Genomic DNA, 17,783 nt, shown 5'->3' with positions numbered 1-17,783 from the left:
GGCAAAACATAGTATGAGTGAAAGGCAGACATATGGGCAGCGGGCACTGAAGGTATTAGCCAGGTTTGGGATGGATACCTTTATCCTGTTGCTGCTGGCGATGATCGTGCTGGCCTGGCTGTTCCCGCAAGGTGGCTTAGGCGAAGGACCTTGGTCACTCTCCAGGCTTTCAGGATATGGCGTTTCATTCATCTTCTTTTTCTATGGACTAAAGCTGAATTTTGGTGACCTGCGTGCAGGGCTGCGCAACTGGCGCCTGCACCTGGTAGTCCATGCCAGTTCTTTCATATTGTTCCCGTTGCTCATACTAAGCTGCAAAGGCTTGTTTACTGGAGAGACCTATCCATTATGGTTGGGTACTTTCTTTTTGGCAAGCTTGCCATCCACGGTTTCTTCATCGGTAGTGATGGTATCAATAGCAGAAGGCAATATACCTGCAGCCATCTTCAACGCCAGTATCTCCAGCATCATAGGTGTGTTCATTACACCGCTTTGGATGAGCCTGGTGGATGTTGGATCTGGTGATAGCATGGATACTTCTGACATGATCACAAAGCTTGCCTTGCAAGTCTTGTTGCCGGTGTTCCTGGGCATTCTGCTAAACAGGAAGTGGGGCCAGTGGGCGGTAAGATTTAAGAAACAGCTAAAGTATTTCGACCAGGCTGTTATCCTGTCGATCGTTTATACTTCGTTCTGCGAGTCGTTTGCAGAGAACCTGTTCAGCAATATCGGGATGCTGGAACTGGTGTTATTGGGAATAAGCCTGGTGCTGCTTTTCTTCATTGCCTACGGCCTGATCATGCTGGTCTCCAAGGCGCTTTCTTTCAATCGTGAAGATAAGATTACAGCCGTCTTTTGCGGCTCTAAAAAGTCGCTGGTACACGGTACTGTTATGTCAAAAGTTTTATTTGCTAATAGTACCATCACCGGCATATTGTTGTTGCCGTTGATGCTGTACCATGCACTGCAACTGGTAATCGTAAGCATGATAGCACAGAGGATGGCGAGGGGGAGGAAGTAGGTGTTAGTTGTTAGTTGTTAGTTGTTAGTTGTTAGTGATTAGTGGCTGGAAGTGAGGAGTATTGGGAGTTGTAAGACCATTTAAACCAAATAAGAAAAGGAAGAGGAGAACCTCTTCCTTGCATGCTTCCCAGGCATGATAGCATAACCCCCTAAACTATGGCTGTGTTCTACTTGTTATCCTTATTGATGTGCGTTTTACGGTAAGCCAGGTAAAACACTTGCGGCAACACCGTTAGTGACAGTATCATACAAACGATCAATCCTCCTACGATCATGATGGCTAACGGCTTCTGTATCTCAGAACCCATACCACTGGAAAGCGCAGCAGGTAATAGCCCCACTGAACCCATCAGTGCTATCATTAAAATTGGACGAATACGTGAGAATACTGCATTTGAAATAGCGGCCTTTAGTGGCTGCCGACTGTTCAGGTTTTGGCGTATGTTGCCTATCAACACAATACCATCAATGGTAGCTACACCAAATAAGATGATGAAGCCGATACCTGCAGATATACCGAAGATCGTTCCTGTTAGCCATAGCGACAGGTAACCACCGATGAAAGCAAACGGTATAACCAGGCAAGAAATCAGCGTGTCTTTCAGGTTGCGGTCGAAGTTGATCCACAGCAGGAAGATGATCAGTAACAATGATGCTGGAACGATGGCTGCCAGCTGGCGTGTTGCCCGCTCTTTCGATTCAAATTCTCCTGCCCACTCCATCTTTACCGATGGCGGTAGCTTTACATTTTTGGTCACCATTGCCTGTGCTTCTTCTATGGTGCTACCCAAATCACGTCCTTCTATACTGAAGCCTACAGCTATATAACGGCTGCTTCCTTCGCGGTAGATAAATGTAGGACCTGTGATAAAGTTGATGTCAGCAATTTCGCGCAGCGGCACCTTTTTACCGCTCATCGTTGGTATCAGTATCTCTCCTATCTTCTGCTGGTCGTTTCTATATTCTTTTTGAAAACGCAGCCGCACGTCGAACATGCGTTCATTCTCGTAGAAGCTGGTTGCAGCACGTCCACCTATGGCCATCTCTATCACCGCCTGTGCATCCGCCATTGAGACGCTGTACCTGCCCATCCTTCTTTCATCCAGCTTTATACGTAGCTCAGGCAAGCCGATGTTGCGGTAAACATTCAAATCTTGAATTCCCTTTACATCCTTAATAGCACCTGCTACCTGGTCAGCATATTCCTCCAGCTTAAACAGGTCGTTGCCAAATATCTTCACCACCAGCGAGCTCTTTACGCCTGCCACGTATTCCTCCACGTTGTCTTGTATGGGCTGGCTAAAGCCAAACACAATGCCCGGGTAAACCTGCAGTGTAGACCGCATCTCTTCTATCAGTTCATCTTTGTTGATGTTGCGCTTCCACTCTTTGGCAGGATAAAGCTGTATGTGAAATTCTATATTGAAAAAGCCTGTAGGATCGGTGCCATCGTTTGGTCGTCCCACCTGGTTCAGTACAAATTGTACTTCGTTGAACGTGCGCAATTTTGCTTTCATCTCTTTAGCCAACCGCTTTGATTCTTCCAGGTTGATGCTGTTAGGTAAAGTAGCTCGTACATAAACAGCTCCCTCGTTTAGCTTCGGCAAAAACTCGGTACCATGGTTCAGGAAACCAATGATACAAATGACCAGCAATGCCACGAATGTGATTAGGGTTCCTTTTTTATACTTGGCTGTAAAGAGGTACATTTTAAACAGCCCCTGCCGCGATGAGCGGGTAACCAGGTTTTCCTTTTCCACGATGTTTTTTGTGAGCAGCACCTTACACATAGCCGGCACATAGGTAAGGCTCAGTATCAACGAGCCAAACAAGGCGAAGCCAAGTGTGTAAGCAAGTGGAGAGAACATTTTCCCTTCTACTTTTTGAAATGCGAATATGGGCAGCAGCGCAATGATGAGGATGAAAAGCGCGAAAAAGATATAAGAAGCCACACTGCCGGCACTCTTCTTAATGATGCCGCTTTTGGAGATCTTATTGAAACGTTCCATGCCCAGTTGGTGGGCCCGTTTCTCCAATCCTACAAATACCACTTCAGATATCACCAGTGCTCCTTCCAGTAGTAAACCAAAATCTAATGAACCCATTGATATCAGGTTGGCCGGCATTCCCATTATGCGCAGCATGGTAATGGCGAACAGGAAAGACAGCGGAATGACAGACGCTACAATTACTGTCAGCCTCCAGTTGTTCAGGAAAATAAACACGATCAGCGACACGAGTATGATACCTTCTATCAGGTTCTTGCTTACCGTGCTCACTGTTGTTTTTACCAAATCTGTGCGATCAATGAAAGGTTCTATGGAAACATCCTTTGGCAGAATACGCTCATTCAGTTCAGCAATTTTTTCTTTCAATCTTGCTATAACGTCTCCCGGGTTTTCGCCACGCAGCATCACCACTATTCCCTGTACCAGGTCTTCAGAATCCTGCAGCCCTACAACACCCAGTCTTGGCTTTGCTGACACCGTTACTTCCGCTACATGCTTCACTAAAATGGGCGTTGAGCCACGTACTTCTATCAGTATGTTCTCTATTTCTTCTAAACTTTCAAGCAAGCCAACACCGCGGACTACATAAGCCTGGCTACCGCGCTCTATCACATCACCACCTACATTGATGTTGCTCTTGGACACAGCATCATATACCTCCAGCGGCGACAGGTCGTAGTTCGCCATTTCAGTAGGGTTGATCTTTATCTCGTAGATCTTTTCTTCACCACCAAAGCTTACCACATCGGCTACACCCGGCACAGAAACGAGTTCCCTTTCTATTACCCAATCATGCAGGGCAGTAAGCTCTTTAATAGGCTTATTGCTTTTCAGCACATAACGAAATATCTCTCCTGTAGCACCATAAGGAGGCTCTATACCGGCATCGGCACCTTCCGGAAGATCAACACCCTGTAGCCTGTTGGCAGCGTATTGCTGGGCGTAAAAATCATCTACGTTATCATCAAAAATTACCGTTACTACAGACAATCCAAACAATGAAATAGAACGCACCTGCGACTTGCGCGGTACCGTATTCATCTGCTTCATAATGGGAAGCGTTACAAACTTCTCCACCTCCTCGGCGCTACGGCCTGGCCATTGGGTAATGATGCGAGCACGTGTGTTGGTAACATCGGGAAACGCTTCAATGGGTGTATTGATATAGCTGATGATTCCAACTACCAATAACAAGGCAGTAAGAAAAAAGACGACGATATAATTCTTGAGCGAGAACGCTACAATATTCTGAACAAACTTTTGCATGCAGTTACTTTTGGAAATTCTTCAACTGCTCGTAGATCAGCAGGTGGTTCTTGGATATGATCTTATCGGATTCTGATAAAGTGGAATGAAGGAAGGTGGTACCGTTATGATTTGCCAGCACCTCTACCTGCCGTGCTTCTATATTGCAACGATCTTTTTGCACCACTACATAATGCTGGTTGTTGTCGAAAACAAGTGCAGCCGTAGGTACGGTAATGGCCTCTACCAATTGCTGCTTGAGTGCCATTACATCTACCAGCATTCCCGGCTTCAGGCGGAAACCAGGATTGGGCAGCACCACCCTTGCCTTTAGTACCCTTGCCTCTTCATCCAGCGCTTGTGAAATGGCTGCTATTTTGCCAGTAAATGTTTCGCCGGGATACGATAGTGTTTTAATCTCCACCGGCATTCCCTGCTGTATGTTACGAATGTTTGAAGCATATACATTCACCGTTACCCATACTTCATTCAAATTAGAAATGGTGAACAGGGGCTCACCTTCTGAAGTGATCTGTGTGCCTGCTGATACTGTCTTTGCTGTTACTATACCCGATGCAGGTGCTTTTATCTGGAACACACCTTTACCTGCACTTGCGCTGTACAGTGAAAGATCAGCTGTTACCTTTTGGCGCTGTGATCGCAGTATGTCCAGCTCGCTTTGCGCCTCCGACAGTTCCTTTTGCGAAGCAATACCATCGTCGAACATGGACTGAACAGATTTCTTTTTTTGCTCCGCCACCTGTATCTGCGACGACAGTGAAGAGAGCTCAGACTGCAACGAGCTTAACTCGGTACTGCGCAATTCAGCAAGTACCTGTCCTTTGGTTACTTTATCTCCCAGTGAAAAATAAGTAGCCGATACAATGCCATTTACAAGGCTGGTAAAATGCACCACCTTATCGGGGTTAGCCTCTACAGCACCTGTTAGCGAAATGGGTTCTTCTATTGTCTTCTTACCCGGCTGCACAATATTGAGGTCCTTTTGCAGTTGGTCATCAAGGCAGAAGTCAGATGGTTGTGACGCAAGCGCCTGCTTTTCATTTTGCTTGCAACTGCTTATGAGCAGCGTGAGGAGCATCAAAGAAAAAATGGAGTTTTTCATGTTGTGGTTATTTCAAAATGTCTTGTCCGATGGTATAATTCAGTTCTTCTACTCTTTCGTTCACTTCCCTGGTAGCATCAAGAATGATCTTCTTGTTGCCCAGGTAAGCTTCCATGAAATCGAGGTATTCGAGCAGACTGATATTGCGCGATGTGAAGGCGCGGGTATAGCCTGAAAGCAGGTCATCAAGGTTGGCCTCATAATCCTGTTCAATGCTTCGTAAGAAGGCTACGGAAGAAGCCACATTCTGCCATGCCAGCACTGCCTCCTGCTCCACCGTTTGCACCATTAGCTGCTGGCGCAGGTTTGCCTGCTGTAGCCCTATTTGCGCAGCTTTTATATTGCCCTGGTTGCGGTTGGTAAATGGAAGATCGAGCGACACACCAAAGCCAATAAAATTGTACATAAAGTTGCCTCCACGATCGTAGCCACCCTTTAGCGTCAGGTCGGGAACGCGCATGGCTCTTTCATAATCATACAAGCGGCTGGAGTAATCTTTATCCAGTTGAGCCAGTTTAAGATCGGGACGATGATCTTTGGTAGCGAGTACCAGCTGGTGCAGCGACAGTTGATCAAACCCTTTGAGATCCCGCTCAAAACCGGCAGGCAGGATCTCAAGTGTGGTAGTAGGATCTAAGTGAAGAAGCAGTTTCAACTCCTTCTGTGCAGCATAAATTTGCTGCGACAGGTCGTTTGCATTCTTCGCCAATTCCAGTTCCAGCGCCTTAAGCCTGGTATGTTCTCCACGTGGTATGTTACCGCGCTGCACCTGCCGCTGGTAAGCTGCAGTCAGTTGTTTCACCGACTGCAATTGGTTCTCATAGATACCTCGGTTTAACTGCAAGTATTGCATTGTAGTAAGTTGTTGCCGCAGCTCGAGCTTTAGGTTACGCAGTAGCTCTTCAAAATATTGTTTGGACTGCTCCACCCCAACCTGTTCCAGCGCCACCAGTTTTTTTCGTTTGCCGGCAGTGAACACCAGTTGTTCTACCGATACACTTATTTGTTGATTTCTTCCAAAGTTGCTGTTGCCCAAACCTTTCAGCCCTTCACCAAATACCTGTACCTGCTTTTGTGTAGCCCACAGGTTCACTTCATCAATTGATACATTTGGATTTGGCCACAGCCCCGCCTGCAGCACCATTGCCTCAGCGTGCGGGATAGATAGCCTGTCCGCCATTAACTGCAGGTTTTGTTTTAAAAAGATAGCTTCGCATTGGACACGGGTAAGCCGCAACGTGTCTTGCTGTGCCGTAGCTACAGAGAAAAAGAGAGGAGAAAGAAGAAATAAAAAGCTGTAAAAAATGCGCCTCATGATTGTCACCAATGATTGAGGTGCAATGGTCTTAAAAGAGGACTTAAAATGAGCTTAAGGTCAATAAAGATCAACTTAAGGGCAGCTGAACCCTGAAGATATTTTCGTTAGCAGCAGGATTGTGATACTCGATTTTTCCTGCATAATGATCTACTATCTTTTTACTCAAGATCAATCCAAGACCAAACCCCATTTTGCCTTTGCTGTTTTTGCCACGAAAGAAGCGCCCAAACAGAAAAGGCTCTTCATCCTTACTTACCGGCTGGCCTGTATTCATTATTGAGATAGTAACGGTGCTGGATGAGGAGCAGTTGATTACCAACTGCGCATTGTTGTTATCAGAATAGTTGATGCTATTGGTTAGCAGGTTGAGGAAGACCTGGCGGATCAGCATTTCGTTGCCCGTTATGGTCAATCGTTCAAAATCAAATTCCTCTGGTTGGTATTGCACATCAAAATTGAAATGCGGGTATACACTCACCAGTTCGTCTATCACATCAAATATCAGTTCATCTACGCGTATGCTCTGTGATGGGATTGTCTGTCCTGATTCCATTTTCGCAATCTCCAGCAGTACGTTTATCATACTGCCCAGCGACTTGGCTTTTGCTACCTGGTTTTCAAGTTGCTGCCGCACCAGTTCGATGTCTGTTACATTCTTTAGTTTTTCTAACTCCGAAACAAGAACAGCCAGCGGTGTCTTTAGCTCGTGCGAGATATGGTGGATGCTATGCTTCTGAAACAAGAAAGCTTCATTGGTTCGCAGCATCAGCTCATTGAATTTCTGGTTCAGGTAATGGATCTCGTACGTGTTGGTTTGCGTTCCCATTTCCACCTGTTCTTCTCCAGGTTTAAAGTCACTCAGCCGCTTTGTAAGATCAGCCAGTGGTTGAGATATCTTTCGCGCAAGAAGAAATGAGACAGCCAGCACTACCAGTACCGTCACCACGAAAATGATGAGCATGGTATTGCGAAGGAAGTTGAGCTTGGCAAAGCCATACGCATCGTATGCCTTGCTGATAGCATAAAAGCTCCTGCTGCCACTCTGGATATAAATGGCTACTACATCATATTTACCTTCCCTTGTTTCTACCCAATGATTAGCAGGCGAAAGCTTACTCAGTAGCTGCGTATAGTTGTTAATAGGAAGATCATCAACACTGGCATAAATCAGCGTTTTGTTTTGGTCGAATACCAGCATCTTCTCATCGTAAAAGTCGTTGATGGTAAGCTGGTCCATTATGCCGGTAAGGCTTTCACTCATGTCCTTGTATTGCCGCAGCAGGCTGATGGTTATTTCAATTTTTTCTTTCTGCCGCTGCTGAAATTCTTCTTCGCGGTTGGCTGCATACAAGAAATAGATCAGGCACAAAGAGAGTGCTGTAATGGCTAAAACAGTGATAGAAAAGTTGACGAGGATCTTGCTGCGTATCTTCATTCTGTATCGAGGTAGTAGCCGTACCCGACCTTGGTTTTGATGGTGTTTTTGCCGAATGGCTTATCTACCTTATTGCGCAAAAAGTTGATGTAAACTTCAATGGTGTTGGTGTTCACATCTACTGAAGTGCCCCATATTTCCCGTATCAGTTCTTGCTTTGGCACCACCTCTCCATGATTTTCGCAAAGGCGCTCCAGTATCTGGTATTCGCGTGGCGTCAGGCTTATCTCTGTTCCTTGGCGGTACACTTGCTTCTTTGCAGGATCAATGGATATATCAGCAGCATAGATCTTGTTATCGCCGTTACCTCCACTGCTCTTAAACCTTGCACGCTTCAGCAGGGCGTGTACGCGCAGCAGCAGTTCGCGCATGAAAAAAGGCTTGGTAAGATAGTCGTCGGCACCGCAGCCAAAACCCCTCACCTTATCATCCAGTTCACTGAAGGCTGTTATCATCAGCACGGGTGTGTGTCCATTGATGGTGCGAAAGTCGCGGCACAGGTCGAAGCCAGTCTTGCCGGGAAGGTTTACATCCATTATCACGCAGTCGTAATTATTCTTGCGCAACATCCTGTCAGCAAGCTGACCGTCAAATACCAGTTCTGCCTGCAGGTCTTCCGCCTCCAGTGCTTCTTTTATGTTGTTGCCCAATGTAGGATCATCCTCAATTATCAGTATTGTCATGCACCACTGCTCCTTTTCATAAAGTAAAGATAGGCTGATAGAAGTTTTGGCTTGCCAGCGGCGTCACAACAAAACCTTAACCCTTGGCTCAAAGAAATAGCATTCGCTCCTGATAGTTACTTGTAAAATTCACAGGAACATCAATGATGTATTATTAGAAGCAGCATTCCAAATAAAATATCACCATTCATTCTTCACTTATGCAAAATGAAAAAGGGCCTTTCGGCCCTTTTCGCTATTGTTTAGAAACTTTTTCTACAAAGACTTTTTGCTGGATGATCAGCTTGACAAAATAGGTTCCACCTGCCATAGATCCAAAGTCATACAACGTAATGTTGTTATTGCCTTTCTCTATGTTGATGCGGCGCGTAACTATTGCCTTACCTAATACATCTGTTATCATCAGAGTAGCTGCATCTTTCACTTCTGATGTAACAGAAAGTGTAGCAACACTCGCTATTGGATTAGGATAGATGCTCATTGACGCTGCTGCTTTCTGCAACTTCAAGCGGATGATATGTGTGCTGTACTTGTTGCCATCGGTGTTCACCTGCGTTATGCGGTAGAAGACATACTCACCATTCACACTGCTAACATCATCTGCGTACGTATAGCTGGCAACGCTTTGATTCAGTGCATTCACTTTACCAACCATATTGAATACAACACCATCCACACTTCTCTCCACCTGGTACCATGTAACACTGCTCTCCTGCAGTACATTCCACTTAAGAGTGGCAGTTGTGTTGTGCAGGCTTCCGGTAAATTGTACAACCTGCAATGGCAGTACTGTACTATTCCTCCAGTCGCGGTTGCTTGCAGCAGCAAATGATTGTACCAGTTGTACACGTGAGCCACCCGGTGTAGGACCATGGTAATTGCCATTAGGTCCCATGTTGTTCATCACTACGTTCATCAGCGGCGTACCACATGGTGTAGAATGGCTAAAGATGTCAAAGATGTCCATTAAGCCATCGCCATCTGTATCGCCTGATGTATTGATAGCTGCCTGTGTTAATGTTTCAAAACGTTTATCACCTTCATTGCGATCAGGTGCACCATCGTTGTCTGTATCCAGGTCGCGGTAATCAGGCGTACCATCAGCATCGTGATCATATGGCGTAATACCATTGCCACCAATACCATTGAAGATGTCATATACATCTACTAGTCCATCACCATCAGTATCCGCATCAGTAGGAACTACATAGCTGCCGGTTGGTTGTGCTTCAATGTTGTCTGTTATACCATCGTTATCACTGTCTATATCATAAATATCCGGGCGACCAATACCATCGGTATTGCGAAGAGATAATTCACTAAGCGCACTTAGGTCGTTGCTCCAGCCATTGGTCAAAGAACCAGTAACCATACTACGTGTATACGTAACAGCAGTTATACCACTCTCTACTGCATCGGTTAAACCATCGCCATCACTATCCAGGTCAAGGAAGTTTGGCAGGCCATGACCATCTAAGTTTCCACGCAGAGCATAACAGGTAGCGCGGCCATTACCAGGATTAGCACAGTTTACATAACCCGCATCAGGCATTGAAAGTACCAGTACGCCCGACAGGTTCTCAACCACACCATCACCATCAGCATCGCCATCATACCTGTCAGTCCAGCCATCGCCATCAGCATCAGTGAAGTTGTCTACACGACCATCATTGTTTGTATCTGCACCATAGCTTTCTACTATATCAGGTATACCATCATTATCACTATCAAGATCTTTGTAGTTAGGTACACCATCACCATCAAAATCAGGTGAGCCCAATCCTACACCACTACCTGCAGCGCCTGTGTTGTTGGCATCTACATTCTGTGAAAGACCATCACCATCTGTATCGCAATAATTATCTATAATGCCATCGCCATCTGCGTCCACACCACCAGCTTCTATTACATCAGGTATACCATCATTGTCGCTGTCGCGGTCAAGGTAGTCAGGTATGCCATCGCCGTCGGCATCTAAGAAAGAACAAGCACCTGCTGCATTCAATGTACACCAGTCAGCATCCTGCCAGTTTGGTATACCATCATCGTCATCATCACCAGATGGATCGCTGCCGTTTGGTGTGCAGCTAAAGGTAGTAGCACCTGGGCCACACACTTCTACAAAGTCAGTGATACCATCATTATCGTCATCTATATCTATCTCATCTGGTACTCCATCCCCATCACGATCCCATGTATACAAGATGAAGTTAACAGGCGTAGGTACGTCATCATTATTAGGATCGCCATCAAGGTCAGCATCCGGATTTAATCCATCAGTAGATACATCCGTCACCTGCACACCCATTATGGTAACGCCACTTGCCGATGCAAGGTTGTCGCGGCGCGTAGTGGTACGTGGCACCACAATGAAGCTTACGAATACAGTACCTGAATCTCCTACTGCCAGTCGTTGCTCATCGGCAAGTATATTAGATGATGCAGTTCCATTCCATGCTGAATTAGCAAACAAGGTTCCTTCAGTAGCAGAGAATGATGTAGGGAATACACCTGCAAACTGCGTAACGATATCATCCGTAATGCGGATGTTGCGAAGCTCCACATCACCAAAGTTTCTCACCTTCAATTCAAAGGTCACACGGTTAACACCAGGTGTAGTTTGCACCACGCTTACCAGTCGCTTCGATAGGCCGATCTTCGGATTTTCGAAGAAGGTTATTGGCGTTGGATCGTTATTGTTTGTAGGATCGTTGTCATTATCAGGATCTACTTCTGGTCCATCCTGCGAGTTGTCAACAGCAAACCTTCCACCCGGACTTACTCCAAATGCATTTGCTGAATTATAGAACGGTCCACCAAGACCTGCAGGATTAACCGTAAGCGTAAGACGAAGTATTCCAACTTGTCCTACTGCCAGAGAACTGGTTCCAGTAAGCAGGAAGCTATTGGTAATACCATTGTACGAGCCATTGGTAACAAAGGTGCTGCTTGCCGGTTGCTGGTGAACTACCAGGCTATTTACTGCCACTGTTGCCGGCGCAGGAAACACTTCAGCCAATGCATCCGCTACCTGTACATTGTGCAGTGGCACATCGCCCATGTTCTGCACTTTTATTTCGTAGGTAAATGTATACGTGCCGTTACCGTTATTGGTTACTGCTCCCAATACACGCTTAGCTACACCCAGTTTTGGTGCTTCGCTAAATTGTACAGGCGTAGGCTCTTGATTATTCCGTGGATTACCATCGCCATCAGGATCTACCAATGAGCCATTGGTTGAACTGTCACTTACAGGATTCCCACCTGCAGAAAGTGCTGTTGCAAAGGCGATGTTATCATACACACCCAATTTGTTGCCCGGCGTTACGGTAAGGTTTATTGTTATCTCAGCTGATGCACCCCTTGCCAATGTGCTTGGTGCAGTTAGCAGGTTCCTATTGCTATTTCCATTGAATGCATTGTTAGCAGTTAGTGTACCTGTAGTTGTTACACCATTTACTACAAATGCTGTTGCACCTGTAAATGTGCTTACCAGATCATCCTGTACCTGTATGGTGTTCACAGGACCGTCACCAGTATTCTCTACTCGTATTATATAAGAAAGTGAGTAGGTACCATTGCCGTTATTCACTGGTGTAGTTACTCTTTTTGCTACACCTATTTGTGGCGCTTCAGTAAATGTCAGCGGTGTAGGAATACTGTTGTTGCCCGGGCCATCATTCTCGGTATCTACATCAGTACCATTGTTACTTATGTCTGTTGTAGGTGTACCTAAAGGACCAGTAGCATTGGCTGTAGCTGTATTATTGTACACACCTAAGTTGTTGCCTGGTGTCACCTTCAGGTAAATGTTGATAGTAGCTGTAGCGCCTATTGCAAGAGAGTCATTACCTGCAAGCAGGTTAAGATTGCTTGTACCATTGTAAATATTGTTAGCAACGAATGCACTGCTGGTTCTAACACTATCAACCGTTACAGGTCTTCCACCAAAAGTAGTAGCAAGATTATCCACCACCTGTATGTTCTTCAGCGGAACGTTGCCTACGTTTTTTACCAGCAACTGGTACTGTACACTGTAGCTGCCATCGCCATTGTTGATAGGCGTGCCTACTACCCTTTTTGCCAAACCTATTACAGGTGCTTCCGTAAAAGTAACCGGTGTAGGAATGGAGTTGTTATTTGGATTATCATCATTATCCGGGTCAGGATTGGTGCCATTGGTAGAGTTATCAGTAGTAACTGTATTACCTGGTCCCTGTGCTGAAGCCACGGCAATATTGTTGTACGTAGCAAGGCTTGCCGGCCATACACGCACCGTTACCACCACTGTCTTTATCTCATTTACCGCCAGTATATCTGTACCGGCCAGCAGGTTGTTGTTACCAATACCATTGAAAGTATTGTTCACGCTCAATTGTCCACTGGTTACACTTACTACAGACACTGGTGCACCACCAAATGTAGTAGCGAAGTTGTCGCTCACCTGTACATTCCTTAGCTGCACATCACCAAAGTTCTTTAGTGTGATGGTATAGGTAACATTGTAAGAACCATCTAAGTTATTAACGGGTCCTGCAGTCACACTTTTAGCTACACCTATAAGAGGGTTTTCAATAAAAGTGAGTGGTGTAGGAATGTTGTTGTTGGTTGGATTACCATCGTTATCAGGATCTGTATCCGTACCGTTCTGCGATGCATCTGAAACAGCTACACCATTAGCATCCTGTGCGTTGGCAATGGCTGTATTATCGTACACGCCAAGCTTAGTACCCGGAACTACTGTTACTGTTAGTGCTACAAATTTAGATTCACCTACAGCCAGTGTACCCAGTGGAGCAGCCAGCAGGTTGTTGTTGCCGGTTCCATTGAAGCCGCTGTTTACAGTAAATGAACCGCTGGTGATGCTGGATACTGCAAAGGATGTAGCACCAACAAAAGTATTAGCTAGGTTCTCAGTTACCTGCACGTTATTCAGTGCAACGGTTCCTTTGTTTTCTACTTTAATGCTATAGGTAAGGGTGTAGCTGCCATTGCCGTTGTTGATTGGTGTAGAAGCAATTGCCTTTGCCACGCCTATACATGCATTACCAACATTGAAAGAACGGCCTGAACTACATCCCAATGCATCTGTGATAACAACAGAATAGTAACCCGGTGCCAGTCCACTCAAGTCTTTGGTTGTAGCACCATTACTCCACAAGTAGGTGTAGGGAGCAGTACCACCTGAAGGTGTTAATACTATTGCACCAGTATTACCCGCAGCACAGTTACTATTGGTTATAACTGCAGTACCCGTTACCGGCGATGTAGGTTGCGTAATGGTTTGCGTAGCAGTAGTGGTACAGCCATTAGCATCTGTTACAATCACAGAATAATTTCCTGCTGCTAATCCTGTTAAGTCTTTTGTAGTTGCACCATTGCTCCACAAATAAGAATAAGGTGCTGTGCCGCCTGCTGGTGTTAAAGTGATGCTTCCATTTGCACCACCATTACAACTAACATTGGTAGGTGTGGTAGAAGCAGATAAAGCAGCCGCAGGTTGATTGATAGTTATCGAATTTGTGACAGTGTTAGAACCATCATTTACTACTACAGTATAAGTACCAGCAGCAAGGTTGGTGATATCTTGCGTGGCAGCAGTATATCCTGAAGGACCTGACCATGTATACGTATAAGTACCGCTGCCGCCAATTACTTCCAGTTCTATAGAACCAGTAGCTGCGCCGGTACACCTGATATCCACTTTTGTTAAAGATGATATAGACAGCGGTGCTCCTATGGCCTGTACGGTGAAGATCCTGCTAACGGTACAACCATTTGCATCGCGAACTGTAACAGTATAAGTACCGCCAGCCAGGTTGCTGATATCCTCACTCACTGAGCCATTGCTCCATGAATAACTATAAGGAGCTGTTCCTCCTGCAGGTGTTATATCAATAGCACCATTCATAGAACCGAAAGGATTTTCATTGGTCACTGTACCATTTACACTTAAGCTGGTAGCTGGTTGTGTAATGGTAGCGGTGGCAGTAGCAGTACATCCATAGCGATCAGTAGCAGTAACAGTATATGTACCCGCAAGAAGTCCTGTAGGATTTTGTGCTGTGGAAGTATAACCTGATGGTCCTGTCCATGAATAAGTGATAGGCGCTCTTCCTCCAGTAACGGTAAGCGCAATAGCACCTGTATTGGAAGAACGACAAAGCACATTGGTAACTGCAGTAGCAAGGTCCATACGATTTACAAATACATCTGTACACTGGCTGGTGCCATCGCCACACTCGTTGGTAGGACGAGCACAAAGCGTTTGCGCACCTGGTGCTACACCATTAAAGTTGATGGTGATGCTGGTACCTGTAGTTATTGGATTTGGTAATGTACCGGTGTAAGCACTGCTAACAGTAGCGCCTGCAGGCACTGTCCATGTATAACTGGTGGCACCGGGTACTGCTGCTACTGTGAATGTATGGCTGCTCTGCTGGCACACTACAATAGCATTTACCACAGCTACGGTTACGGTAGCATTGGTGCATTGTGCAGGTAATGGAAAACCATCATCGCAAATGCGGTAGGTAAATACATCGGTGCCGGTGAAGCCATTGAAAGGTGTATAAGTGATGGTTCTGTCTGCATTCACCACTACTGTTCCATTGGCAGGTGCAGCGGTGATAGTAGGCGTTTGCAGTACTCCATCTATATCTGAATCATTACCCAATACATTGATGCGTACTGCTTCATTGACCAAAGTAGAAGCTACATCTGACAGTGCGGCAGGTGGATTATTCACACCTGAAAAGCGAACAAAAACTGTAGCTGTATCCCAAAGGCCTGTAGCTATTTCAGTTACCCTGTAGCGGAAGGTGGATAATGCATCCTCAGACATACCGGTTGGATTGAACTGGATGGTTCTATCTCCATTTACAGTAGCCGAACCCATACCTGGGGCAGCGTCAATGGTTACATTATACGAACCTGTATGCGCAGATAAGAAACCTGCTACATCAGCATCGGTATCATTTGCTAATAAATTAAGAGCAATAGCACCAGAAATGTAAAAACGATCTATAACTGCATCAGGAACATTGGCTACTGTTACGCTTACTGTATTACTTGCAGTTGGAGCTAAATAATTCAGGTTATCTCTTGCACCTTCTACACGTGCTGTATTGTTCAGCGGGTTGTTGTTGGATAAGATGGTAAACGTAACGCTGACGTTGGTGGTAGCACCAGCAGCAAGAGAAGACGAAGCCAGGTTGTTCCAGGTTACTAAACCTGCTGATACACTACTTGGTGCAGGTGTAGCCGAAACATATTGCAATGCTGAACTGCTGAAGATATCCTGCAATGGCAGCAAGCTGATAGGCGACTGACCTGTATTGGTAATAGCAATATTATAGGTGATGTTACTACCTACTGTACTTGCACCTGCAGGTGCTGTTTTTGTTTTTACTACAGAAACAGATGGACGTACCACCGTAAAATTGGTAGTAGCCGAATGTGTTACTGTTCCTTCCGTTCCTTCTCTTGCAGTTGCCTGAATGGTAAAGGCACCAGAAGTGGTAGGTGTCCACATGTATTCATAGGTGCGCGTACAACCTGCTGTAGCAACAGATGTAGCTGCTAAAGGAGCACCACCATTGATGCTGATGTTAAGTCCAGTTATATCATCAAAACCAAAAGGATCACTTACTACTGCACGGATGTAATTGGCAACACCAATAGCCTGTTGTGTTACTACTGCACCACCACCCGCTGGGGCGTTGCGCACATTCAGCGAATTGACGTTGATGTATGTAGTAGTAGGCAGTTGTACATAAGATACTTTGTTAGTCGCATCGAAATCTATTCGTATATCTGCAGCAGAGTAGTCATTCGATAAAGTAAGTACTACCGGCTGTCCTGCAGCTACGATGATGTTCGAAGGTATAGTCCCTGTCCAGGTGAGCGTACCTGTTGTTCCGGTGGCACCGAGGCCGCTATTGGCAGCATTCAAAGAAGAGAAAATAACGGTACCACCAACCGTTAATTCGGCAGAAACCGGTACGGTGGCCACACTAACTGTATTGGCAGCAACGGCAGCATGCGCAACAATGGTAATAGGCTGTCCCCCGCTGATAACAAAAGGCGAACACATAGCAGGGTTCTGTGTAAATGAGGCATCATTAGAGTTTCCTTTGATGGCCACACCCTGGTGAACCCATGCACTGTTCATGCCGGTCCAATTCATAGTTGTGCTGGTAGCATTTCCTGTAGCAGCGTTAATCCAGCTTGAACGTACTTTCACACTGTTTGTTCCTGCTGCAAAAAGCTGTGTTTGCCCTGTACCAACAGTGAAGTTATTACTGTTGGTAGCAATAGCATCTACAACTATATCACCCGCTGCCGATGGTACACTAAGAGCTGAAGCACCTGTACCAGCAGCGTTAGCAGGAACACCAAACGTGTTGATAAGATCCACGTTGTTCATTACGGTGTAACCAACAGCACATTCTAAAATATTTCCTGTAGGCCAGTTTATCTGGATAGTACCCGATGTGGTAGCCGGGCTTTTGAGGAACCAATATTCTACTTTGAAACCAGCACTTTGCGTTTCGGTAAGTTTAGTCATAGCCACACCGCCAAACGTTGCACTGGATACTGCATTATTAGCTCCTACAACTGACCCAATGCTGATTAGCAATAAGCGGTTAGTACCTGAAGGTGTAAAAGCCGTACTCGCCAAAGAACCGGTGTTCGAACCACTGTTACTGGTTGCAAAACTTCCATTAAGCACCATGGTAGCTGTTTGCTTGATTAATGGTGCTGTTGATGAAATAGTAGTGGACGTTGGCATTACCCTGCTAAGACCGTTGCCGCTCTTTAAGTAAAGGCGTTTATTTACAACCTGTGCATTTGCCGTGATGGTCAATGATAGCATCAGCAGCCAAAGCAGCATGCTTTTCATTGATGAACCAAGGGACGATTTAAAAGAAATATTATTCATGAT

7 protein-coding genes are annotated in these 17,783 nt (G+C 45.6%); 1 reads left to right on the top strand and 6 read right to left on the bottom strand.

Features of this window, described 5'->3' with window-relative positions:
• Positions 1-13: 13 nt before the first annotated feature.
• Positions 14-1,021, top strand: a complete 1,008-nt coding sequence (locus J4N22_RS04435) for a bile acid:sodium symporter family protein (RefSeq protein WP_207492491.1) — start codon at positions 14-16, stop codon at positions 1,019-1,021.
• Between the two features lie 169 nt (positions 1,022-1,190).
• On the opposite strand, the gene J4N22_RS04430 is transcribed toward J4N22_RS04435, so the two are convergent.
• The 6 genes from J4N22_RS04430 to J4N22_RS04405 form a co-directional block, all read right to left on the bottom strand.
• Positions 1,191-4,298, bottom strand: coding sequence for an efflux RND transporter permease subunit (locus J4N22_RS04430; RefSeq protein ID WP_207492490.1), 3,108 nt, complete (start codon positions 4,296-4,298; stop codon positions 1,191-1,193).
• 4 nt (positions 4,299-4,302) lie between these two features.
• A complete protein-coding gene (locus tag J4N22_RS04425; protein WP_207492489.1) occupies positions 4,303-5,400 on the bottom strand; it encodes an efflux RND transporter periplasmic adaptor subunit in 1,098 nt (365 codons plus the stop codon).
• Between the two features lie 7 nt (positions 5,401-5,407).
• On the bottom strand, positions 5,408-6,715 hold the full coding sequence (locus J4N22_RS04420; RefSeq protein ID WP_207492488.1) for a TolC family protein: 1,308 nt from the start codon (positions 6,713-6,715) through the stop codon (positions 5,408-5,410).
• Between the two features lie 70 nt (positions 6,716-6,785).
• Positions 6,786-8,153 (bottom strand): sensor histidine kinase, encoded by a 1,368-nt coding sequence (locus J4N22_RS04415; protein ID WP_207492487.1) that lies wholly within the window; start codon positions 8,151-8,153, stop codon positions 6,786-6,788.
• On the bottom strand, positions 8,150-8,836 hold the full coding sequence (locus J4N22_RS04410; RefSeq protein ID WP_207492486.1) for a response regulator transcription factor: 687 nt from the start codon (positions 8,834-8,836) through the stop codon (positions 8,150-8,152). Before J4N22_RS04410 ends, J4N22_RS04415 begins: the two co-directional genes overlap by 4 nt.
• Before the next feature lie 235 nt (positions 8,837-9,071).
• The gene (locus tag J4N22_RS04405) at positions 9,072-17,780 is read right to left on the bottom strand and encodes an Ig-like domain-containing protein (protein ID WP_207492485.1); all 8,709 of its coding nucleotides are present in this window, start codon (positions 17,778-17,780) and stop codon (positions 9,072-9,074) included.
• Between the last annotated feature and the right edge of the window lie 3 nt (positions 17,781-17,783).

Origin of the sequence: Aridibaculum aurantiacum (assembly GCF_017355875.1) — a bacterium.
Classification (GTDB): Bacteria; Bacteroidota; Bacteroidia; order Chitinophagales; family Chitinophagaceae; genus Segetibacter; species Segetibacter aurantiacus.
This window is presented reverse-complemented; position numbering and strand designations above follow the sequence as displayed.